This is a genomic window from Paenarthrobacter ureafaciens (genome assembly GCF_004028095.1).
In the GTDB taxonomy this organism is placed as follows: domain Bacteria; phylum Actinomycetota; class Actinomycetes; order Actinomycetales; family Micrococcaceae; genus Arthrobacter; species Arthrobacter ureafaciens.
The window spans coordinates 1960413-1980754 of record NZ_SBHM01000007.1 but is presented as its reverse complement, the minus strand read 5'-3'; the positions used below and the strand labels follow the sequence as shown (position 1 = coordinate 1980754).

At 64.2% G+C, this 20342-nt stretch carries 20 protein-coding genes; 8 read left to right on the top strand and 12 right to left on the bottom strand.

The window, feature by feature from the left end:
• Window positions 1-10 precede the first annotated feature (10 nt).
• Both AUR_RS13580 and AUR_RS13575 read left to right on the top strand, forming a co-directional pair.
• Window positions 11-403, top strand: coding sequence for a universal stress protein (locus tag AUR_RS13580; protein ID WP_062095095.1), 393 nt, complete (start codon window positions 11-13; stop codon window positions 401-403).
• Between the two features lie 79 nt (window positions 404-482).
• A complete protein-coding gene (locus tag AUR_RS13575) occupies window positions 483-1013 on the top strand; it encodes a GNAT family N-acetyltransferase (RefSeq protein WP_021471634.1) in 531 nt (176 codons plus the stop codon).
• Here AUR_RS13575 and AUR_RS13570 read toward each other — a convergent pair.
• Together AUR_RS13570 and AUR_RS13565 are read right to left on the bottom strand one after the other, a co-directional pair.
• Complete coding sequence (locus tag AUR_RS13570) at window positions 1010-3145, bottom strand: amylo-alpha-1,6-glucosidase (protein WP_062095093.1); 2136 nt, start codon at window positions 3143-3145, stop codon at window positions 1010-1012. The genes AUR_RS13575 and AUR_RS13570 overlap by 4 nt on opposite strands.
• A gap of 27 nt (window positions 3146-3172) precedes the next feature.
• Entirely contained in the window at window positions 3173-4246 is a 1074-nt protein-coding gene (locus AUR_RS13565; RefSeq protein WP_062095091.1) for a glycosyltransferase family 4 protein, read from the bottom strand.
• A 130-nt stretch (window positions 4247-4376) separates the two neighbouring features.
• Here AUR_RS13565 and AUR_RS13560 point away from each other — a divergent pair, with 130 nt between their 5' ends.
• Entirely contained in the window at window positions 4377-5078 is a 702-nt protein-coding gene (locus tag AUR_RS13560) for a DsbA family oxidoreductase (protein ID WP_021471637.1), read from the top strand.
• Window positions 5079-5187: 109 nt separating this feature from the next.
• On the opposite strand, the gene arfA is transcribed toward AUR_RS13560, so the two are convergent.
• The 5 genes from arfA to AUR_RS13535 all read right to left on the bottom strand — a co-directional run bounded on the left by arfA (window position 5188) and on the right by AUR_RS13535 (window position 11254).
• A complete protein-coding gene (gene arfA / locus AUR_RS13555) occupies window positions 5188-6726 on the bottom strand; it encodes an arabinosylfuranosidase ArfA (protein ID WP_021471638.1) in 1539 nt (512 codons plus the stop codon).
• 84 nt (window positions 6727-6810) lie between these two features.
• Complete coding sequence (locus AUR_RS13550; protein ID WP_062095089.1) at window positions 6811-7707, bottom strand: carbohydrate ABC transporter permease; 897 nt, start codon at window positions 7705-7707, stop codon at window positions 6811-6813.
• Between the two features lie 2 nt (window positions 7708-7709).
• A complete protein-coding gene (locus tag AUR_RS13545; RefSeq protein WP_062095088.1) occupies window positions 7710-8657 on the bottom strand; it encodes a carbohydrate ABC transporter permease in 948 nt (315 codons plus the stop codon).
• Between the two features lie 30 nt (window positions 8658-8687).
• Window positions 8688-10019, bottom strand: coding sequence for an extracellular solute-binding protein (locus AUR_RS13540; RefSeq protein WP_062095086.1), 1332 nt, complete (start codon window positions 10017-10019; stop codon window positions 8688-8690).
• Between the two features lie 215 nt (window positions 10020-10234).
• Window positions 10235-11254 carry a LacI family DNA-binding transcriptional regulator gene (locus AUR_RS13535; RefSeq protein ID WP_062095084.1) on the bottom strand — a complete coding sequence of 340 codons (1020 nt, stop codon included), beginning with the start codon at window positions 11252-11254 and terminating at the stop codon, window positions 10235-10237.
• A gap of 113 nt (window positions 11255-11367) precedes the next feature.
• Here AUR_RS13535 and AUR_RS13530 point away from each other — a divergent pair, with 113 nt between their 5' ends.
• A complete protein-coding gene (locus AUR_RS13530) occupies window positions 11368-12057 on the top strand; it encodes a TetR/AcrR family transcriptional regulator (protein WP_062095083.1) in 690 nt (229 codons plus the stop codon).
• A 15-nt stretch (window positions 12058-12072) separates the two neighbouring features.
• Here AUR_RS13530 and AUR_RS13525 read toward each other — a convergent pair whose 3' ends face one another.
• Both AUR_RS13525 and AUR_RS13520 read right to left on the bottom strand, forming a co-directional pair.
• Window positions 12073-12741: a LytR C-terminal domain-containing protein gene (locus AUR_RS13525; RefSeq protein ID WP_193592098.1), complete on the bottom strand. Its 669-nt coding sequence runs from the start codon at window positions 12739-12741 to the stop codon at window positions 12073-12075.
• Window positions 12734-13033: a type II toxin-antitoxin system VapB family antitoxin gene (locus tag AUR_RS13520; protein WP_021471645.1), complete on the bottom strand. Its 300-nt coding sequence runs from the start codon at window positions 13031-13033 to the stop codon at window positions 12734-12736. The genes AUR_RS13525 and AUR_RS13520 overlap by 8 nt, the downstream gene beginning before the upstream one ends.
• A 136-nt stretch (window positions 13034-13169) precedes the next feature.
• Here AUR_RS13520 and AUR_RS13515 point away from each other — a divergent pair, with 136 nt between their 5' ends.
• Together AUR_RS13515 and AUR_RS13510 are read left to right on the top strand one after the other, a co-directional pair.
• Window positions 13170-14090, top strand: a complete 921-nt coding sequence (locus AUR_RS13515) for a Cof-type HAD-IIB family hydrolase (RefSeq protein WP_062095081.1) — start codon at window positions 13170-13172, stop codon at window positions 14088-14090.
• A 128-nt stretch (window positions 14091-14218) separates the two neighbouring features.
• A complete protein-coding gene (locus tag AUR_RS13510) occupies window positions 14219-15748 on the top strand; it encodes a stealth conserved region 3 domain-containing protein (protein ID WP_421913988.1) in 1530 nt (509 codons plus the stop codon).
• Here the strand turns inward: AUR_RS13510 and AUR_RS13505 are convergent.
• The 3 genes from AUR_RS13505 to AUR_RS13495 all read right to left on the bottom strand — a co-directional run bounded on the left by AUR_RS13505 (window position 15726) and on the right by AUR_RS13495 (window position 18980).
• Window positions 15726-16673 (bottom strand): phosphodiesterase, encoded by a 948-nt coding sequence (locus tag AUR_RS13505; RefSeq protein ID WP_062095079.1) that lies wholly within the window; start codon window positions 16671-16673, stop codon window positions 15726-15728. The genes AUR_RS13510 and AUR_RS13505 overlap by 23 nt on opposite strands.
• Window positions 16674-16842: 169 nt before the next feature.
• Entirely contained in the window at window positions 16843-18429 is a 1587-nt protein-coding gene (locus tag AUR_RS13500; RefSeq protein ID WP_062095078.1) for a M23 family metallopeptidase, read from the bottom strand.
• 158 nt (window positions 18430-18587) lie between these two features.
• Window positions 18588-18980, bottom strand: a complete 393-nt coding sequence (locus tag AUR_RS13495; protein ID WP_062095076.1) for a MarR family winged helix-turn-helix transcriptional regulator — start codon at window positions 18978-18980, stop codon at window positions 18588-18590.
• Here AUR_RS13495 and AUR_RS13490 point away from each other — a divergent pair.
• Window positions 18946-19404: an MFS transporter gene (locus AUR_RS13490; protein WP_241650925.1), complete on the top strand. Its 459-nt coding sequence runs from the start codon at window positions 18946-18948 to the stop codon at window positions 19402-19404. The two genes, AUR_RS13495 and AUR_RS13490, sit on opposite strands and share 35 nt — an antisense overlap.
• A gap of 10 nt (window positions 19405-19414) precedes the next feature.
• Window positions 19415-20335: an oxygenase MpaB family protein gene (locus AUR_RS13485; protein ID WP_062095073.1), complete on the top strand. Its 921-nt coding sequence runs from the start codon at window positions 19415-19417 to the stop codon at window positions 20333-20335.
• Window positions 20336-20342 lie beyond the last annotated feature (7 nt).

Sequence of the window (20342 nt, the reverse complement as noted above, 5' to 3'; positions counted from 1 at the left end):
AGGAGAACCCATGACCATCGTGGTGGGATACGTCCCCACGCCGGAAGGTGAGGCCGCGCTGACGCAGGCCATCGCCGAGGCAAAGAAGAGCAACAACCACCTCCTCGTCATCAATTCCTCGAAGGGCGATGCCCTGGTGGACAACCGCTACGCCCAGGAGCCGGACATCCAGGGAATCGAGCAACGGCTTGCAACGCAAGGCATCAGCCACACCATCACGCAACCGGTTCGTGGCCATGACGCGGCGGCCGAGGTCCTGGATGCCGCAGATGAACACGACGCGGATCTGATCGTGATCGGACTGCGTCGGCGCAGCCCCGTTGGAAAGCTCATCATGGGCAGCGTCTCCCAACGGATCCTGCTGGAAGCGGACTGCCCGGTGCTGGCAGTCAAAGCCGACTAGGAGTTTTGCGCACGGAAAATGCCCCTAAGATGCGTTCTTGGGGGCATTTTCCGTACCCGACTCCTGGAGGGACACTGCGTTGACCGAGACTATCCGCACCGCTACAAGCAACGACGCCGGGAAGCTCGCTGAGCTTGCGGCCGTCACCTTTCCGCTGGCGTGCCCGCCGGGCTCCTCCCCGGAGGACATCCAGGCCCATCTGGAGAAGCACCTGAGCGAGGCCAGGTTCGCCGAGTACCTCGCGGACGCGAACATCACCATCCTCGTGCTCGATGACGCCGGCCAACTGAACGGCTACACCATGCTCATCGCCAAGCCCGCCAGCGACCCCGATGTGGCCTCGGTCCTCTCAGCCCAGCCTTCCACCGAACTCAGCAAGTGCTACGTCCATCCCGAACACCACGGCCACGGCGCAGCTGCCCGGCTCATGAAGGCCTCCCTTGCCGATGCGGCAGACAAGGGAGCGGCCGGTGTGTGGCTCGGAGTCAACAGCCAGAACGCCAAGGCCATCCGTTTCTACGAGAAGAACGGCTTCGAACGGGTGGGCACCAAGTCATTCCAGCTGGGCAACACCGTGGAGCACGACTTCGTCATGGAGTACGCGGTCTAGCCGAACAGGTCCCCGGCCAACGGCGGCCGCGGATCGTTGCGCAGCCGCAGGTTTTCCGGCAACCCCGCCACCGACCCCGTGGGCCCGGCTGCCTCGATGGTGATCCGTGAGTCACCCAGCAAGACGTTGTCAGCGCTGAACGTCCCGAAGGATGCGGGGAGTATCGGTGCCAGGTGCAGCACGTCCCGGGTGAAGTCCGGATCGAAGCGCAGCAGGATCCTGGCGAGCTGCACCGGAGCCGCAGCCGCCCATGCCTGCGGGGAACACGCCGTCGGATAGGGAACGGGCTCCGGAAAGTCCGAGCGGTCAAAGCCGCAGAAAAGTTCCGGAAGCCGGCCGCCGAAGTGCTTGGCGGCGTCGAACAATCCGCTGGCAACGCGACTGGCTTCCTCAACGAAGCCATATCGCATCAATCCGGTGGCGACGATCGCCGTGTCGTGGGGCCACACCGAACCGTTGTGGTAGCTGACGGGGTTGTAGGCCCCCATGTCCGAGGCGAGGGTGCGGATCCCCCAGCCGGTGAACATTTCAGGCGACATGAGCCGCTCGGCCACCAGCGGCGCTTTGTCTTCGTCCACGATGCCAACCCACAGGCAGTGGCCCATATTGGACGTGCACGAATCCACGGGCTTCTTGTCCTTGTCCAGGGCGAGCGCGTAATAGCCCTTGTCCGGCAGCCAGAAAGTCTTGTTGAAGGCCTCCTTGAGTGCCTCGGCCCGGTCCGCGCAGCGGCGTTCGACGGCGGTGTCCCCCGCCGCGCGTGCCAGCAGGGAACGGCCCACGTACGCCGCATAGGCGTAAGCCTGGACTTCGCAGAGTGCGATCGGCGCCTCCGCCATGGTTCCGTCGGCGAAGTTGATGCCGTCCCATGAGTCCTTCCACCCTTGGTTGATCAGGCCGTGGGGGTTCGGCCTCTGGTACTCGATGAACCCATCGCCGTCGCGGTCGCCGTACTTCTCCATCCACTCGATCGCCCGGTCGGCATGCGGGAGCAGGGATTCGATGATGTCCGACCCCAGTCCCCAGCGGCTGAGTTCGCCCAGGGTGGAGACGAAGAGCGGTGTGGCATCGGCTGTCCCGTAGTAGGCTGTGCCGCCGAGCGAGAGCCCCGCAGTCACCCCGAGCCTGACTTCGTGGGGTATCCGTCCCGGCTCCTCTTCGGAGTCGATGTCCACTTTGGTCCCCTGCAGGCCTGCCAACGTTTGCAGGGTGCCGGCGGCGAGGCTGGGGTCGACCATGAGTGACATGTAGGAGGCCAGCAGCGAGTCCCTGCCGAACAACGCCATGAACCAGGGCGCTCCGGCCGCTACGGCAGCACGGTCGGGGTGTTTCGCGTCGAAGATCCGCAGGGAGCCGAGGTCGCGCTGGCTCTTCTCCAGCACACCGGTGACGTTGATGTCGGTAACGCGGATGCGGGGAACGTGCTCCTCCCACTGTTCATGGCGTTGCGCGCCGACGCTGTGGCTGAGCGGCGTCGCCGCGGTAAAGGGATTTTCCGGTTCTTTCCCATTGGTGATGGGCAGGGCAATCACAGTGGCGGTCCAGTGGGTCCTGGCAGGGATAGTGACATTGAACGTCAGCCCTTCCTCGGTGACCTTTGCCCCCTCTGCGTGGAAGGAAACGCCCCGCTGCTGTCCGTTTGAGTGGCGGGACTCGATGTACAACCGGTCCTCATGCGCGGTCTTCAGGGTCCCGTCAACGTGTCCGGCGCGACCACCCTTGACGTCAAAAAGGTCCGCAAGATCGGCGTCGAGGATCACTTCGATGGTGCAGTTGGACGGCTCGCTGGAGTAGTTCCGGATAGTGATGTCATCCCGAAGTCCCGAGCCGATGCTGCGCTGGTGCTGGACCAGCAACGGGCTCTCGAACCGGCCGTCCTCAGTGCAGGCCCGGCCCACATATTCTGCTTGGAAAGCCGTCGGATTGCGGGCCACCAAGGGCTCGCGCGGTTCGCCGTTGATGCGCAGTACCCAGCGGGAGACGATTCGGGTGTCCTGGTAGTAAGCGCCCTGCGAACCCCCGGCGTGGACGTCACCTGTATGGGATGAGATGCAGAAGGAAGAGCCTTCGACGACCGTCACCGCCCCCAGTTCGGACGCTCCTGCTTCTGTATCTGCATTCCAGGCTGTCATGGGCGGTGGGGCTCCTTAGCTGCGGTTTTAAAAGGCCTGCCTTTGATTCTCTTTCACGTAAGGCCCGCCCGTAACCCCCTTGCCCTTGAATTGTTCGATCACCCGCGCGTAGAGCTCCAGATGTTCCGCTGCCATCCGGCCTGCACTGAAGTACCCCTCAACGGCTCTCCGGCATTCGGCGCGGCTAAGCTTCGTTGCGGCGTCCACGAAACCGGCCAGCTGGTGGACGTCGCCCAGGAATCCGGTCTTGCCGTGCTGGATGATCTCCGGGGCTGCACCCATGGGCGTAGCAATGACCGGGGTTCCGGTGGCCAATGCCTCGATCATCACCAGCCCGAACGGTTCGTGCCATTGAATCGGATTGATGAGGACGGCGGCGTCACCCATCAGCTGGTACTTCTCCGGATCAGCCAGCTCACCCAGGAACTCCTCCTGTGGGCCCAGCGCAGGCTTCACCACTTCCTGGTAGAAACGCTGTTCGTCCTTGGCGTGCATCTTGGCGGCGATCCGCAGGGGTATCCCGGCTTCCCGGGCGATCCCCACCGCCTCCATGAGCCCTTTGTCCGGGCACATGCGGCCAACGAAGCAAGCGTAGCCTCCGCTGCCGCTGCCGACGGACACCGTGGAGAGATCCAATCCGTGATGGATCACGGCCGACATCGGAACATCGGGCACCCGGGACCGCTGGCAGTGGGAAATGGCGATCACCGCCGTGTCTGATGCCATGGCCCGGTACAGCACCGCCGATTGCTCATTCAGCGGTCCGTGGATGGTGGTAACCACCGGAACGCCCGGGGGCCTGTGCCCGTACAGGGGCCCGCCCAGGGTGTGGTCATGGATGATATCCACCTCGCCCATGCCCGCATAGGCCTTGATGATGTGTTCCAGTTCGCTCAGCGTCTCCCCGAGTTCGCCCGGACGGCTGGGACCCAGCCCGTCCAGTTGGGGTACCGGACAGGTACTGTCCGACGACGCCGCGAGGAGAACGTCGTGCCCGGCGTCGCTGAGCGCCCGCGCAAGGGCATCCACGACGCGCTCGGTTCCGCCGTATTTCTCCGGCGGGACGGTGAACCAGGGTCCAACAATAAGTCCAATGCGCATCCATGCCTCCGCGCATAACCCCCATACACAGCGGGCTGACTTCCTAACCCGGATCAAGGCTATTAGCCCCGTGAGGAAAATAACAGCCTGTTGCCGGAATGCTCCCTGTGCTGCCCCGGTTGACGCAGGCATGAAGATTGAGATCTGGTCCGACGTCGCCTGCCCGTGGTGCTACATCGGCAAGCGCCGTTTTGAAAGTGCCCTTGCACAGTTCCCGCATCGCGATTCGGTGGAGGTGGAATGGCGGAGCTACCAACTGGATCCTTCCGTCCCCGAACACTACGACGGTACCGAGCTGGACTACCTGAGCAAGCGCAAGGGCATGGCTCCGGAGCAGGTCAAGCAGATGTTCGCCCACGTCACGCAGACTGCGAAGGACGAAGGGCTGGATTACCACTTTGACAGCGTTGTGGTGGCCAACAGCTTCACGGCCCACCGGCTCATCCATTTGGCAGCCACCCACGGCAAGCAGGACCTGGCGAAGGAGCGCCTGCTCAGCGACCACTTTGAGCACGGCAAGGACATCGGAAGCCAGGAGTACCTGACCGGGCTCGGTGAGGCGCTGGATCTTCCGGCCGATGAGGTGGCTGAACTCTTCACCACGGACAAGTTCAGCGAACAGGTCACCATGGACATCAACGAGGCCCGCGCCATCGGCGTCACCGGCGTCCCGTTCTTCGTCATCGACCGCAAGTACGGCATCTCCGGCGCCCAGCCGGCCGAGCTCTTCTCCCAAGCCCTCAACCAGGCGTGGCAGGAAGCCAACCCGCTGATCCCGGTGGGATCCTCCGACGCCGAGGCCTGCGGCCCGGACGGCTGCGCCGTCAACTGACCACCCGCCGTCGTACTCCCCCCAAGTAGGTCGCAGTTAAGCGCGTTTTGACGGCTCAAAATGCGCTCAACTGCGACCCGGTTGGGTGCCGCCCGGTTGGGTGCGGGGGCTAGGCTTTCGCCACCTCGAGTTCGACGACGGCCCAGGACAAAGCGGGCAGCGTCAGCCGCAGCTCGGAACCGGAGGCCTTGACGCCTTCCAGTGGCGTCAGCCCCACCCGGTCCGGCTGGGACTGGCTGTTGATGGTGAAGCGGTCCCCGCCGTCGGGTATTTCCAGGACCTCGGCCCGAAGAACCTGGCGGGCGTCGAAACCATGCAGGGCTGCCTCGACGTCGGCGGCCTCCTCCAGTCCGCGGTTGGCGAAGAACAAGGCAACCCGGCCCGTTTCCTCGTTCCACGTGGCGCTGACGTCCACCAGGTCGGTGTCGCCGAAACGCGCGTTCGAGTACTTGTCCGAGTTCACGGACAGCTGCAGGATCTGCCCCTTGGCCAGCTCGGCCATGCGTGCGAACGGGTGGAAGATGGACTGCTTCCACGCCGGTCCGTTGGCCTCGCTGAAGATCGGCGCGATCACGTTGACCAGCTGCGCCTGGTTGGCGATCTTCACGCGGTCGCCGTGCCGCAGCAACGAGTTCAGCAGAGTCCCCACCACCACGGCGTCGGTGACGTTGTACTTGTCCTCGATCACCCGCGGGTGTTCAACCCACGGGCCCTTGACGATGTTGCTCAACTGGTCCTCGGTGTCCCGGCCGCGCTGGTACCAGACGTTCCACTCGTCGAAGGACAGGTTGATGTGCTTCTTGTGCTTGCCCTTGGCCCGGACAGCGTCGGCGGTCGCCACCACCGACTCGATGAAGTAGTCGGTGTCGACGGCGGAAGCGAGGAAGCTGCCGACGTCGCCGTCGTGCTCCTGGTAGTAGGCGTGGAGGGAAACGTAGTCCACCTCGTCATAGGTGTGGGTGAGCACCGTTTGCTCCCACGCTCCGAACGTGGGCATCCCGGAGTTGGAACTTCCGCAGGCCACTAACTCAATGGTGGGATCCACGAAGCGCATTGCTTTGGCAGCTTCCTGTGCCAACCGGCCATATTCCTCGGCGGTCTTGTGCCCGATCTGCCACGGCCCGTCCATCTCGTTGCCGAGGCACCACAGCTTGATGTCGAACGGGTCCTTGTGGCCATTCCTGGCCCGGAGGTCGGACCAGTAGCTGCCGCCGGGGTGGTTGGCGTATTCCACGATCTGGCGGGCAGCATCCACTCCCTTGGTCCCCAGGTTGATGGCCTCCATGATTTCGGTGCCGGCCTGCCGGGACCAGTCCACGAACTCGTGGAGGCCGAATGCGTTGGTCTCCACGGTGTGCCAGGCTCCGTCCAGGCGGCGCGGCCGGTCCTCCCGGGGGCCGATGCCGTCTTCCCAGTTATAACCGGAGACGAAGTTGCCGCCTGGGTAGCGGATCACGGTGGCACCGAGTTCCTTGACGAGCTTGAGGACATCCTGGCGGAAGCCCTTCTCATCTGCCTCCGGGTGGCCGGGTTCGTAGATGCCGGTGTAGACACAGCGGCCCATGTGTTCCACGAAAGAACCGAAAAGCCGGCGGGGTACCTCGCCTACGGTGAAGTCGCGATCGAGCGTAATGCGTGCGCGGGACATGAATCTCCTTGGGTGTGTTTCGAATCCGGGTTTTGAATGTCAGGTTTGGGTTTATCGGTTGTGGCGTGCTCGGCAGGTGCCTGGTCAGGTTCCGGCGAGTCCGGTCGTTGAGATGCCCTTGATGATCTGCCGCTGAAAGAAGAGGAACACGACGATCAGCGGCAGCGCCGCGAGCAGCGCGGACGCCATGTTCTGCGCGTACTGCACGCCATAGGCGCTCTTGATGGTTTGAAGGCCCACGGGGAGGGTCAGCAGCGAATCGTCGTTGGTGGAGATGAACGGCCACAGGAAGTTGTTCCAGGCACCGATAAACGTGAAGATAGCGACGGCAGCCAGGATGGGCCGGGACAACGGCAGGATGATCGTCATGAAGATCCGGAGCCGGCTGGCCCCGTCCATCACGGCCGCCTCTTCGAGTTCCCGCGGGATCTGGTCGAAGAACTTCTTCAGCACGAACACCATGGCGGGATGGATGACCTGCGGCAGGATGATGGCCCACGACGTATCGATCATCTTCAACGCAAGCATCTGGTAGAAAAGCGGGATGATCAGGACCGGCGGCGGGATGATGATGGACGCGATGATGACCGTCATCAGCAGCTTCTTGCCTTTGAAGTCGATCCTGGACAGGGCGTAGGCAACCAGCGCCGAGATCACCAGAGTGATGATCGTGATGGCTGCCGAGGTGTAGAGCGAGTTCCACGTCCACAGCGGAATGTTGCCGTCCTGGAAGACTTTGGCGAACGCCTCGACCGTGAAGCCCGACGGCGGTATCCAGCTGATCTTCGACGCCGAAGCGTCCGTCTCGGTCTTGAAAGCGGTGACGGTGGCCCAAGCGAACGGAATAAGCCAGAGAACGGCAATGAAGGCGGCGACGACGATCGCGGCCACCCTGCCGACCGTCAGTTTCCTGCGCGGCTTGCGAAGGTCCTGGGTGGTTCCGGTGTGCTGTGCGGGACGGGTGAGGGTTGTGGTTGCCATGGCTATGCGCTCCTGCGGCGGGTGATGACGAACTGCATGACGGAAACCACCACGATCAGCCCGAAGAAGATGTAGGAGATGGCTGCGGAGTAACCCAGCCGGTAGCCGGTGAATCCGGTTTCGAAGATGTACTGGACCACCGGCCTGGTGGACCCGCCGGGACCGCCGGCCGTCATCTGGTAGATCTGGTCGAAGATCTTGAGCGACGCGAGGATCTGCAACAGGACAATCATCACCGTGGTGGGTGTGAGCTGCGGCAGGGTGATGGAGAAGAACTGGCGCCATCCTCCCGCCCCGTCCAGGGACGCGGCCTCGTAGTGCTGTGCCGGTATGTTTTGCATGGCCGCCAGGTACAGCAGGAAGTTGAAGCCGACGGTCCACCACAGCGTGGCTATCACAATGGCCCACATGGCCACGTTCGGATCGTTCAGCCAGGCGACTTTGGGAAGGCCGATCTTGGCGAGGAAATCGTTGATCAGGCCAAGTTGCGGGTTGTACATCCAGGTGAAGAACAAGGACACCACGGTGGATGCCAGAAGGAATGGAGCAAAGTAGGACAACCTGAACAGCCATTGTGCGGGCAGGTTCATGTTGAGCAGGGCCGCCATCAGCAGCGCAACCAGTACCAGCGGCACCGTACTGATCACGGTGAAGTACAGGGTGTTGCCCAACGATCGCCACATTCCGGCGTCGGCAAAGGCCTCGGAGTAGTTGGCAAAGCCGATCAGGGAATCATTGGCCCCCGTGAGGGATTTGCCCGTGAGGCTCATGTAGAAGCCGTAGATGATGGGCCATACAAGGAAGACAAGGAAAAACACCAGGAACGGTGCGGAGAAGGTCCACCCGCTCAGGGCGTCCCGCTTGCTGCGAAGTGACAGGCCGGCGTTGGCGTTCCGGCTCTGGGTGGTCCCGGGCTGGCTGGCCTGCCGGGACAAGGTAGAGGAACTCATGAAGGACTCCTTTGTCGCTCGGTAGGACGGTTAGACCGGGTTGGGACGGGAGAGAAGATCGTTGGTGCGGGCTACGAAGCCGTCCCAACCTGTGGTTGCCTTGTCACGGCCCAGAAGCACGTTCTGGATGTGTTCTGCAAAGTACGTCTGCCAGTCCGAGCCGGACCCGCTGAACCACGACTCCGGATCGTACGTAATGATGTCCGCGGCATTGGCGTAGTGGATTTGCGGCGACAGCTGCCGGTAGCCCGGCGACTGGACCACTGGCTGGTACGCCGGAATATGCCCTGCCTCCGCCCAAGCGAGGGAGCCCTTGAGGATGTCGCTGACGAACTTATAGACATCGCGGCGCTTGTCCGCGTCTGCAGTGAGTTGCCGCGGAAGGACGAAGGAGTGGGAATCGGCGTACGAGGCCGGCGTTCCGTACAGGGTGGGGATGGTTGCCGCGTCCACAGGCAGCTTGGCCTTCTTCATGGTGGGGAGCTCCCACACTCCGCTGAACAACATGCCTGAATCGCCGCGGACGAATTCGGCGATGCCCGTATTGATATCACCGCTCTTGGCCGCGATGGTGTCATCGAAGAGCGACGCCATGAACTCAAGGGACTCGATGGCCGCATCCCGGTCCGCCTGCATCTCCTGGCCCGGAGTGAGTACGATCTCCGCCCCGTGCTGCTTGTAGAGGGTGTAGAAAAGGCGCCACATCTGCGAGCCCAGGTTGAGGTAGCCGAAAGACAAACCACGGGCCTTGGTGACTTTCTGCATCTCCCGGGCCATGGCCTTGAAATCGTTGGGGGTGGACACCTGCTGAAGCTGGCCGTTCGTTTCCAACAACCCGGCTTTGCCTGCCACATCCGTGTTGTAGAACATGATGAACGGGTGTGAATCCAGCGCGATGGAGAACACCTTGCCGTCCTGCTGGCTCTTCTCCCAGATCCTCGGGGCGAAGTCCCCGGGCCGCACACCGTTTTCGGCGAGGAGGTCCAGGTCCCACGGTTCGATGAGTCCGCCGGGCGCGTAGCCGGGCACGCGGCTCGCGTGCATGATGGCGAGTTCGGGCGGCCTTCCGCCCGCCGAGGCCATGGCCAGCTTGGTGTAGTAGGGCGGTCCCCACGCCAGCACGGTGGGGTGCACCCTGAATCCCGGGTTGGCTTGATTGGCAGCGGCGATCATCGCCTGCATTTTGATGCCATCACCACCGGAGAGCAGATGCCAGAAGCCGATCTCGCGCGCTTGGGACGCCTGGGCCGCTCCGCCGCAGCCGGTCAGCCCGGCCATCAGGCCCAGACTGCCGAGGGCCGCGGATCCGGCTAATAGTTGCCGCCTGGATACCTGTCTCCCGGCCGTTTCGAATTGCTTCACCCGTCACTCCTTTGGATGGGTCCGCTGAAAGTCACTGCTAGCTGCAAAGTCCGGCTTGCTTGCGCCGTGTCCAGCTGAATGGTGGAGCCGGAGTGACGCAGGTCTCACATTACAACGATGTAAATTGCAAGGCAAGGAAAAATTGTTAGCGCAAACAATTTGACGCCAAGCGGCGTTGCCAGCTCCGGAGTGCGGAGGTTTCCCTGGCCCCGGGCTTAGTGCCCTTCCTTGCCCCGCGGGGCAGTGCTGCCGCGCTCCACGATGGAGTAATCCACCTGCACCACGCGCTGGGAGGAGTCGCGGTCCGTCATTCGATCAGTCAGCAGGCGTAGTGCCTCGGAGGCCACATGGCGCCGGTCGAAGGAAACGGTAGTGAGGGGCGGGACAGCGAAGCGCCCGTCCGCAACGTCGTCGAATCCTGCTACTGCAATGTCATCGGGAACCCGGATGCCCCGCTTCCAGAGGACGTTGAGCGCCCCCAGCGCCATGGAGTCCGTAAAGCAGAACAAAGCCTCCGGCACGGGGTGCGAATCAAGCCAGGAATCAAGCGCTGCCGCCGCGGACTCGGACGTCCATTTTTCGCAGCGGATCAGCAGTTCATCGTCCGGCGCTATGCCCAAGGCCTCCAGGGCCGACTCGTAGCCGGCCGCGCGGTGGATGGCAGTTGACGACGGCCGGGCCGCATTGACGCCCAGGACGGCAATCCTCCGGCGTCCCGGTTTTGCCAGCGCGAGCGTCATGTCCCGCGCCGCAGCCATGCTGTCCACAAACACGCGATCGGCTATGTGCTGGGTGACTTCGCCGAGCAGCACCACCGGAGGAAGGGAAACACCAACCTTGACGGCGCTTTCCTGCAGGACCACGGGGTTGAGGATGAGGCCGTCGATCAGGTTGGACCGTGCACGGGTCATCAGGTCCTGTTCCCGCTGCGGATCCGATCCCGTCTCCTCGATCTGCACGCTCCACCCTTGTTCGTGGGCAACTTCCACCACATGGTGGGCAAGCTCGGCGGAAAAGGGCGTGGCCAGATCCGGCAGTGCCAGGCCAATGACGCCCGAGCGGCCGTTGCGCAGTCCCCGCGCAGAGAGGTTGGGAACGTAGTCGAGCTCCTGCATGGCCTGCTCGACCTTGAGGCGCGTGGGCGCACTGACGGGCACCACGCCGTTCATCACATTCGAAACGGTCTTGGGAGACACTCCCGCGCGGCGCGCTACATCCTTGACCGTTGCCCGCAACAGTCCCCCTTGGTGAAATCAATCCGGTTGACTCGATGCTACGCGAGTTTCCGCCCGCCTCCGCCCCGCAGGGTTCACGGGTATTTGCTGACAGATAACGGTAAAGTGTCTATATGCCAAGGATCACGGCCGCCACGAACGCTGCCCAACGCGCCGAGACCCAACGTCGTATCCTCACAGCGTTCGGTGAGCTTCTGTTCACCCACGGCCTCCCCGGCCTGACCATGACCGACGTCGCCCGCCACGCAGGCGTGGGACGCACCGCGGTCTACAACTACTACGCGGACATGGAGCAACTGCTCATCGCGTACGCCTTGGACGAGACCGAACGTTTTATCGGGGACCTGCGCGATTCCCTGGCAGCCTTGGACAATCCGGTGGACCGGCTGGCCCTCTACGTCCGATCCCAGGTGGAGGACCTCAGCCGCCGCCACCTGCCGCCCGGGCCGGCGATGGCAGCTGTCCTATCCCCCGCTTCCTTCGCCAAACTCGCAGACCACGTCGGCGGGCTGAACATCCTCCTCGAAGACATCCTTAAGGACGGGGTCCGCCAGGGCTACCTCCCGGACGTGGACGTGGCGCAGCTGGCGCGCCTCATTCACGGCACCCTGTCCGCCAGCGCCGCACGACGCAACAAGACGCCCGACGGCGACGCGCCGCTGCCATCGCCGCTCACCGACGTCGAAACCGCCACAGCGCTCACCGTACGGTTCATCCAGCTGGGGGCTGGGGCGAAGTTCGACGACGCCGGCAGGCCAGTCCGGGCTGCCGCGGCGGGGACACTGCAGGCCAGCGACGCGTAGAAGCGCTGTGGGAGTTTAGTTGCCTGCGGGATCCGTGGGGATGATGGGCCACTTGGAATTGTCCGCGATGCGGAGGTCCTCACGGGGGCAGCTGAGCTTGCCTGGCGTCTTGTCAACCTGTTCCGGTTCAACCAGGCCCTCGTAGCCCGGGGTGAGGATGACGTCCACGGACTCGTCCTCACGGTTGTCCTCGTAGTAGTCGGTACCGGCGAGGTTGCGCTGGATGTTGAAGGCGGCCGCCTGGCCCTTGACGCCGGATATGACGACGCCGACTCCCGAATAGGCGGTGTCGCTGTTGTCCACGGCGCCCACTTTATGGCCGCGTGCGGCGAATTGCTCCGCGACCGTGCCGGCCAGTCCGCTGCGGGACGTGGCGTTAAAGACGTTGAGGCTGACGGTTTCGTTGGGAACGTAGTCGAAGGTGGTTCCCGGGCAAAGGCTCGTGGGAGCTTTGCTGGCTACTGCGGTGGGCACTTTCACCACGCCGTTCATGACGGCCCAGGCGCCCACGGCTCCGGCCGCGATGACCCCCACCAGGAGGACCAGGACGATCGCGTGGAAAAGCCGCCTCCCGAACCGTGAGGGCGGCGTCCCGGAGTCGTCGGCGAACGTGGCGCGAAGTTCCTCGCCCGTGACCACGTGATGGCCATGGAGGTGCGTCACATCCTTGGGACGCCTAGCCATCGATCACCAACACCCTGGCATGGATCGCCGTCCTTTGATGCAGTGCCGTCCGGACCGCCCGGTGGAGTCCGTCTTCCAGGTACATGACCCCTTGGTACTGGACCACGTGGGGGAAAAGGTCTCCGAAAAATGTTGAATCCTCAGCCAGCAACGCTTCCAGGTCCAGGGTGCGCTTGGTGGTGACGAGCTCGTCAAGCCGGACCGGGCGGGGAGGCAGGGCAGCCCAATCCCGCGGCGCGGAGTATCCATGGTCAGGGTACGGGCGTCCCTCGCCCACAGCTTTGAAGATCACCCTGCAAGCCTATGGAAGTTACAGCTCCAACGGAACTTGTGAGCCCCGGCACAGGCAGGTTGTAGCCAAATGGTGATTATCAGGCCCGCGGCGTCACAGCTGTGGAGTGGGCCCCGCGGACTGACAGAATAGGGACATGACTCAACCGCTCCAAAGTCCCGGCCGGACTGTTACCCGGGAGAACCCGGCCCTCGCGCTGCTCCTCGACGTCGACGGTCCCATCGCCAGCCCTGTCACGCGGGACGTGAAGCCGGACATCATCGCCGACCTCGTAGCCCTGGCCGCTGCGGGCATCCCGGTCATCTTCAATACCGGCCGTTCCGATGCTTTCATCAGCGAACAGGTCATGGAGCCCATGATTGCCGCGGGCATGCCTGCAGGCACCACCATCCACGCTATCTGCGAGAAGGGTGCGGTCTGGTTCAGCTACACCGCCGAGGGTCCCGGTCCCATCCACGTGGACCACGAACTCGCGGTGCCCAAGGCTTACGGCGACGACATCCGCCGGCTGGTGGCCGAGGACTACGCCTCACACATGTTCTTCGACGAAACCAAGCGGGCCATGGTATCCGTGGAGCAACACCTTGACGTTGCCAGCGAGGACTACCTCGCCGAACAGAAACTCTTCGACGCCGACGCGCTGGACATCATGGCACGGCACAACCTCAACGCGGCCATCCTGGACCACCACGCACCCGGATCCGATGACACCGCGGACTATCGGCTGGACCCCACCATCATCTCCACGGACATAGAGTCGGTCCGTTTGGGCAAGGACCTGGGTGCAAGCCGTGCCGTGGAACTCCTGGCTGCCCAGGGCATTACGCCGCTCTCCTGGCGAACGGTGGGTGATTCCCGCACCGACTACGCCATGGCGGACTGGCTCCACCACAACGACCACGACGTCAAGCATGTGGATGTACGGCCCGCGGACGGTGTTCCGGTGAAGCCCTACACCATCCTCACCGCGGCGGACCTTGAGCTTGCCGCTGACGTCATCCATGACGACGCCGGAGGAGCATTCCTTCGCAGTTGGCGCGAAGCCCTGGACATCTAGCTCCGGCTCCGCCGCAAGGCAGCGCCCTCAACATCAGCTTCACCTCAACACAGCAAGGAGGAACAGCCATCACGCAGGCACAGGTCGATCAGGTTTACCACGGCAGCCCCACGGTCGAGGAGGACTCGATTGCGGAGGCGGCCACCGCGTCCGTCGTTGCGCACCTCAAACACAGGTCCGACGTCGTTCGCCACCGCGGGCGCTATGCCCTCCTTAACACCGACCTCACGCCACAGCAGGCCATGGTTGCGGATCTGCTTGACATCCGCGCGGCGCTGGACGCCGCCGGCGTCGACTTCATCCTGGTGCGGGGCAACGACGAACGTCCGGTCATCGCCGTCGACTGGGAATCGCGCAAGGCCGTGCGGGACGCACTGGTGGAGGCTTTCCGGAACGAGCCGTTCTATTCGATGACCGTAGATGCCAAGAAGAAGGTCTCGGTACTGGTAGCGGACGGGGAGCTGTCCGCCAACCGCAAGTCCCGCATCTTCCGCCTCTACCGCCCCCGGGTAGAGACGGGCGGCGGGCTCTGGTACGGACCTGCCTTGGGCGTCCAGCTGGAACTTTGGCGCTTTGATGGCGATCGCCTGGAACTGCCCGTGGAGAATTCGCTGACCCGCCGGACCCTGCTGCGGCAGGACGCCGTGCGCGGTTCCGTGACCCGGCACGGCCTGGAGTGGCCAACCATAGAAAACATGTTTGCGGACCACGCCAGCGACATCGACTTCGACATCGACATCGTTTTCTCGTGGGTGGACGGCAGCGATCTCGCGTACATCGCGGCACGGCGCGCCCAGCAGGCAGATGCCGTGCTGGGCGAGGGTGACGACCATGAAGCCCGGTACCGGCAGATCGACGAGCTCAAGTACGCCCTCCGCTCGGTGTACATGTTCGCGCCGTGGATCCGCCGCATCTTCATCGCCACGGACTCCCCCGCCCCCTCATGGCTTGCCGACCACCCCAAGGTGACCATTGTCCGCAGCGAGGACTTCTTCAGTGACCCCTCCGTGCTGCCCACGCACAATTCGCAGGCCGTCGAGTGCCAGCTCCACCACATCGATGGCCTTTCGGAGCACTTCCTTTACTCCAATGACGACATGTTCTTCGGCAGGCCTGTTGGACCGGAGATGTTCTTCACGCCCGGCGGCATCACCAAGTTCATCGAAGCGGATACCAGGATCGGGCTCGGCGAGAACGACGCCGAGCGCAGCGGCTTCGAGAACGCCGCACGGGTCAACCGCAAGCTGCTGTGGGAGCGCTTCGGCCGGATCACCACCAGGCACCTGGAACACACGGCCGCTCCGCTCCGCCGGAGCGTGGTGGCCCGGATGGAACATGAGTTCCCCAGCGAGTTCGCCAAGACCGCGGCCAGCCGTTTCCGGGCCGCGGACAACATCTCCGTGACCAACTCGTTCTACCACTACTACGCGCTCCTGACCGGCCTTGCAGTCACCCAGGAGAACGCCCGGGTCCGGTACGTGGACACCACCCTGTGGTCCGGCCTGCACTACCTGCCCAAGCTCCTTGCCAAGCGCCACATGGACCTCTTCTGCCTCAATGACGGCAGCTTCCCCGAGGTCCACGCGGACGAACGCGCCCAGCTGGTGACTGACTTCCTGGAGAAGTACTTTCCGGTCAAGGCACCTTGGGAGAAGTAGACAAGCGGGTCTTCCCCCTGAAGCGTGTGCGTGACTGGCCGGGGATGGCGACTCCGGCGGCCTCCAAGCGGCGCCGGACTCCTTCGGCGTCGAGTTCTTCGCCCACGGTGTCGCCGCCGGACAGGGGCACCACGGAGTGCACAATCGTGTCCTCGTAAACGTGCACCATGTTGTAGGCCTGGGCGCCGTCGCGGCCCCTCTGGCCGCCGGCGCCCACCGCCAGGTCCTGGGTGTAGCAGGTGGCTGAAGCCACCGACACCGGTACGCCGGCAAAGGTGGCCGACGTCGAGTAATGCAGGTGGCCGCCCAGGATGGCCCTGACGTCCGAGTTGCCGACGACGGCGGCCAGGCGGCCCTGGTCCCGCAGCTCCACCAACACCGCGAGGTCCTGGACGCAGGGCACGGGTGGGTGGTGGAGCGCCAGGATGGTGCCGTCGGGGGCTGGTGTGGAGAGCTCATCGGCCAGCCATTCAAGCTGCTGCTCCGACAACTCGCCGTGGTGGTGTCCGGGAACCGTGGTGTCCAAGGTGATGATCCGAAGGCCGTTCACGAAGTAGCTCCGGTCCATCGGATCCATGGGCCGGCTGCCTTTCGCGGCCTCCGGGAAAACCGCGCGGAAATTAGCCCGGTTGTCGTGGTTACCCATGGCCCAGACCGGCGTAGCCCCGAGGGCCGCGCACAGCGGTTCCACTACTTCGCGGAGCCGTTCGTAGGCCTCGAGTTCGCCCTTTTCCGCGAGGTCGCCGGTGAAGATCACGGCTTCGGCATGGATCCTCGAATCGATGATCTGCTGGCAGACTTCGCGCAGCCGCTCCGTGCTGTCAACAGCGCCATGAAGGGCACGCGTTCCGCCCAGCAGGTGCAGATCACTCAGGTGCAACAGCACGTGACCTGGTTTCGGATATTCGGCCTCGATGAGCTCCATGGCTGCCTTAGCGTCCGTGGGAGCCGGCGACTCCCGTGTCAATCCAGTAGGTCCAATCCAACCAGATAGGAAGCGAACATTCGGCTAATTTCGGGCGGAAAGTTGGAAAATTCTTCCTCCCTGCGGTCACCGCCGGAGCTCTCCACAGAGTCCGCCGGGGTGCACCGACCTACGGCGTGGGCAGGATCAGGCTGGACAACGGCACGATCACACCATCCGGGCGCTGAACGAGGTCCGGTGCGATCAGGATGTATCCAGGCGGCAGGACCACCGTGGGAAGTGTCGCCAGCGTTGCAGCCGGCGTTGGTGCAGGTGCGGGGGCGGCGGGAGCCTGCTGCGTCACGACCGGAGCCGGCGCAGGTGCAACGACTGCCGGTGCCGGCGCCACCACAGCCGGGGCGGGTGCCGGAGCGACCACTGCCGGAGCCGGTTCCGGTGCAGTCACCGCGGGAGGTGCTACGGGTGCGGGATCCGGAGCTGTCGTTGCAGGCGGCACTGTCGTTGCAGGCGGTACGACGGCGGATTCAGCCGTCGGTGCGGCGGGAACCGTAGTGACGGGGGCCGTCGTCGTCGGCGCCGTAGTGGTGGGCGCAGCAGTTCCGGTGGGAGTCGGCGTCGCGGTCCCGGTGGGCGACGGCGTGGCCGTCTGCGTCGGAGTCGGCGTCGCGGTCCCGGTGGGAGTCGGCGTCGCGGTCTGCGTCGGAGTCGGCGTCGCGGTGCCGGTTGGCGACGGCGCGGCCGTCTGCGTCGGAGTCGGCGTCGCGGTCTGTGAGCCGCCCGGGTTGGACGGAGTTGCCGTGTTCGACGGCGTCCCTGGGCTCACCGGCGTCTGCGTGACGGGCGGCGCCACATCTTCTTCATGCTCACCACCGATGACTGCCCGGGTGGTCCCGTCCGTGATGGGCACTGCCCACTGCGGAGTGCCGGATCCCGTGCCGACACCGGGCTGGTAGTTCACCATGGTGATGCCCTGGAGCGGATCGATCTGCTTGATGGGCAGCAACTGCCACTGGTTCGGGTTGGTGTGCAGCCCGTTGACGATCGTTTCGAAGTGGAGATGGCAGCCGGTGGACCATCCAGTGGTGCCGACCTCGGCGATCACTTGGCCCACCCGGACTGACTGGCCTTGCGTAACTCCGATGGCCTGCAGGTGGTTATACGTGGTCACCAAGCCGTTGCCGTGCTCAATCTCGACGCGGTTGCCGCCACCCCAAATGTGCCAGCCCACGGCCTTGACCGTCCCCGAGTCCGCCGAGTAAACGCGGGTACCGCAAGCCGCCGCATAGTCCTGGCCCCAGTGGAATTCACCGGGCAGGCCCGTCAGCGGGCTGAAGCGGTAGCCGTAGGGAGAGCTGGGATTCAGGACTTCCAGGGGCGAGTACAGGTGACCGGCCGGCGGACGGGACAGCCCTGCCGAGGCAACCGTCAGCGCGCCGGAACCATCGGCACCCACGGTGCGGACCAAGGCACGGTCGAAATACACCATCGGCGTGCCGGCCACTTGCTGAGGAGGCTCTGGCATGTTGTCCAGCACCAGGGTTTCGGCCTCAGGCGGCACCAAGGTTCCCAGTGCCAGCGGGCCGACGACTCCTTGGGCCGACGCGCCATCCAGCGAATACGACGGACCGGACGTCAGCGGTTGGAATCCAAAAGCGAAGAACGCAGCTATCGCGAGGGCGCCTGCGATGAAAACGCGGCGGAAACCCTCGGTGCGCACCAGGATCGCTACCCGGTCTGATTCATGATGCTTGCCCACAAAACACTCCCCAAAGCCAGCGGCACCAAACCCCAGCCTGGCGTGCATGCACCATTGTTGCGGGTAAGCCAATGAAAATAAAGGCTTCCAGCTTGACTTCGAGCGAAAGGTTGGCTCAGCTTTTCCTCAAGACATCTTGAGCTTCGGCCATGACGCGCTCAGGTCAGGTTTTCCTTGAGCAATGCGCGGTGTTCGATCGCCGCGGAAGCATGGAGTGCGCGGCCGGCTTCCGTTAGTTCCAGGAAGACCGACCGGCGATCGTCCGCGCACGTTTGGCGTGACACCAGCCCGGCTTTTTCAAGCCGGTCCACCACTTTGGAAACTGCGCTTTGCGTCATGGGCGTCCGCTCCCCCAGCTGCTTCATACGGCAGGCAGCGTCCGTACTTTCGGCCACGAGGTCCAGGATTTCGAACTCGTTGAGGCCGATGTCGAACTTCGCTTCCAGCGCACGGTCGAGAGCTCCGGCGGTGCGGAAGTAGGAGTCCTGGATGCTGCGCCACTGCTCAACCAGCTTGGTGGCGACGAGCGCACCGTTCGCGGACCGCCTCATAGAGAAGTTCGGCGCCACGCAGCTCATCCTGACGGGCCTGACCGCCCTGGGCCTGGGCTACGTGTTGTTCCTCCGCGTGGGCACAACGCCCAATTACGCACTGGACATCCTGCCTTCGGTGATCCTGCTTGGACTCGGCTTCGCCCTGGCGTTCCCGTCCATCAACGTCCAGGCCACGGCCGGTATCCGCGATTCCGAGCAAGGTCTGGCCGCCGGACTGATCCAAACCAGCACGCAGGTTGGCGCAGCACTGGTCCTCGCCGTCACTACGGCCTTGGTCAGCGGACACGGACACACTGAGGGTTCGGTCAGCGCCCAAGCCATGCTGGAGCAGTACCGTCCGGGACTCATCCTGAGCGCCGCCGTCGCCATTGCCGCCCTGCTGGTGGCAGCAGCACCTGCCAGGCGCCGCTCCCGCGTGTAGTTTGTAAGGCATGCGGAACTACTTCCTCGAGTACCGCCACGAACTTCAGCGCACGTTCACCGGAACGTCCGGAACACCGCCTGAGTGGGTGCCTCGCCTCGCAGAAGGGAACGACGCCGGATACCACCTTCCGGGGTCGGCGGTGTGGGCTGTGCACGGCTCCATGTCCACCATCGTGGCCGGCATCCGGGTCCTCTTGATGCAGGCACTCCACCCGGGCGCACTTGCCGGCGTGTATGAGCATTCCGGGTTCAAGGAAGACCCCCTGGGCCGCCTCGCAAGCACCATCCGCTGGATCTTCACGGTGACCTACGGTTCAACGGAGGCCGCACAAGAGGCCACCAACAGGGTCAGGAAACTGCACCAGCGTGTCCAGGGAACGTACATCGACGGGAACGGAACACCGCGCGACTACGCAGCCAACAATCCGGAGCTCCTCCGCTGGGTCCACGTGACCTACGCGGACTCGTTCCTCGCGGCGCACCGCATCTTCGGCGGCCCCATCCCCGGCGGCGCCGACGCCTACGTCCGTGAGTGGGCATCGGCCGGCCGGCTCATGGGTGTGGAGGATCCGCCCGTCACGGAAACGGAGGTTCGGCGGGAGCTGGACCGCTGGTACTCCTCCGGCGCTTTGCGGTGCGACGAACGCCTTGCCGAGACGGTCGAATTCATCCGGACGCCGCCCCTGAGCCCGTTGCTGAGGCCGGGTTACCGTATTCTGTTCGCTGCCGCCGTCGCAAGCCTTGAACCCAAGTACCGGGACCTCCTTGGCTTGCGGAAAGCCCGCCTGGGTCCCGTGCCGTTGCCGGCCATCACGGCGGCCAAGGCGATCCTGGCCTTCGTCCACCTTGCCCTTGGCCGGCGCGGCCCCAGCGAGCTGGCTGCCCGGCGTCGGCTTGAGCGGTTGGGACGGGCGTCGTCGAGGGGTTAGCTTTGGA

Coding starts and splice junctions, on each gene's coding strand:
- AUR_RS13580 (WP_062095095.1), top strand. CDS start 11: ATGACCATCGTGGTGGGATACGTCCCCACGCCGGAAGGTGAGGCCGCG.
- arfA (WP_021471638.1), bottom strand. CDS start 6,726: ATGTCCCGCGCACGCATTACGCTCGATCGCGACTTCACCGTAGGCGAG.
- AUR_RS13495 (WP_062095076.1), bottom strand. CDS start 18,980: ATGAGGCGGTCCGCGAACGGTGCGCTCGTCGCCACCAAGCTGGTTGAG.
- AUR_RS13525 (WP_193592098.1), bottom strand. CDS start 12,741: ATGGCTAGGCGTCCCAAGGATGTGACGCACCTCCATGGCCATCACGTG.
- AUR_RS13560 (WP_021471637.1), top strand. CDS start 4,377: ATGAAGATTGAGATCTGGTCCGACGTCGCCTGCCCGTGGTGCTACATC.
- AUR_RS13550 (WP_062095089.1), bottom strand. CDS start 7,707: ATGGCAACCACAACCCTCACCCGTCCCGCACAGCACACCGGAACCACC.
- AUR_RS13565 (WP_062095091.1), bottom strand. CDS start 4,246: ATGCGCATTGGACTTATTGTTGGACCCTGGTTCACCGTCCCGCCGGAG.
- AUR_RS13505 (WP_062095079.1), bottom strand. CDS start 16,673: ATGGAGCTCATCGAGGCCGAATATCCGAAACCAGGTCACGTGCTGTTG.
- AUR_RS13530 (WP_062095083.1), top strand. CDS start 11,368: ATGCCAAGGATCACGGCCGCCACGAACGCTGCCCAACGCGCCGAGACC.
- AUR_RS13485 (WP_062095073.1), top strand. CDS start 19,415: ATGCGGAACTACTTCCTCGAGTACCGCCACGAACTTCAGCGCACGTTC.
- AUR_RS13570 (WP_062095093.1), bottom strand. CDS start 3,145: ATGACAGCCTGGAATGCAGATACAGAAGCAGGAGCGTCCGAACTGGGG.
- AUR_RS13515 (WP_062095081.1), top strand. CDS start 13,170: ATGACTCAACCGCTCCAAAGTCCCGGCCGGACTGTTACCCGGGAGAAC.
- AUR_RS13545 (WP_062095088.1), bottom strand. CDS start 8,657: ATGAGTTCCTCTACCTTGTCCCGGCAGGCCAGCCAGCCCGGGACCACC.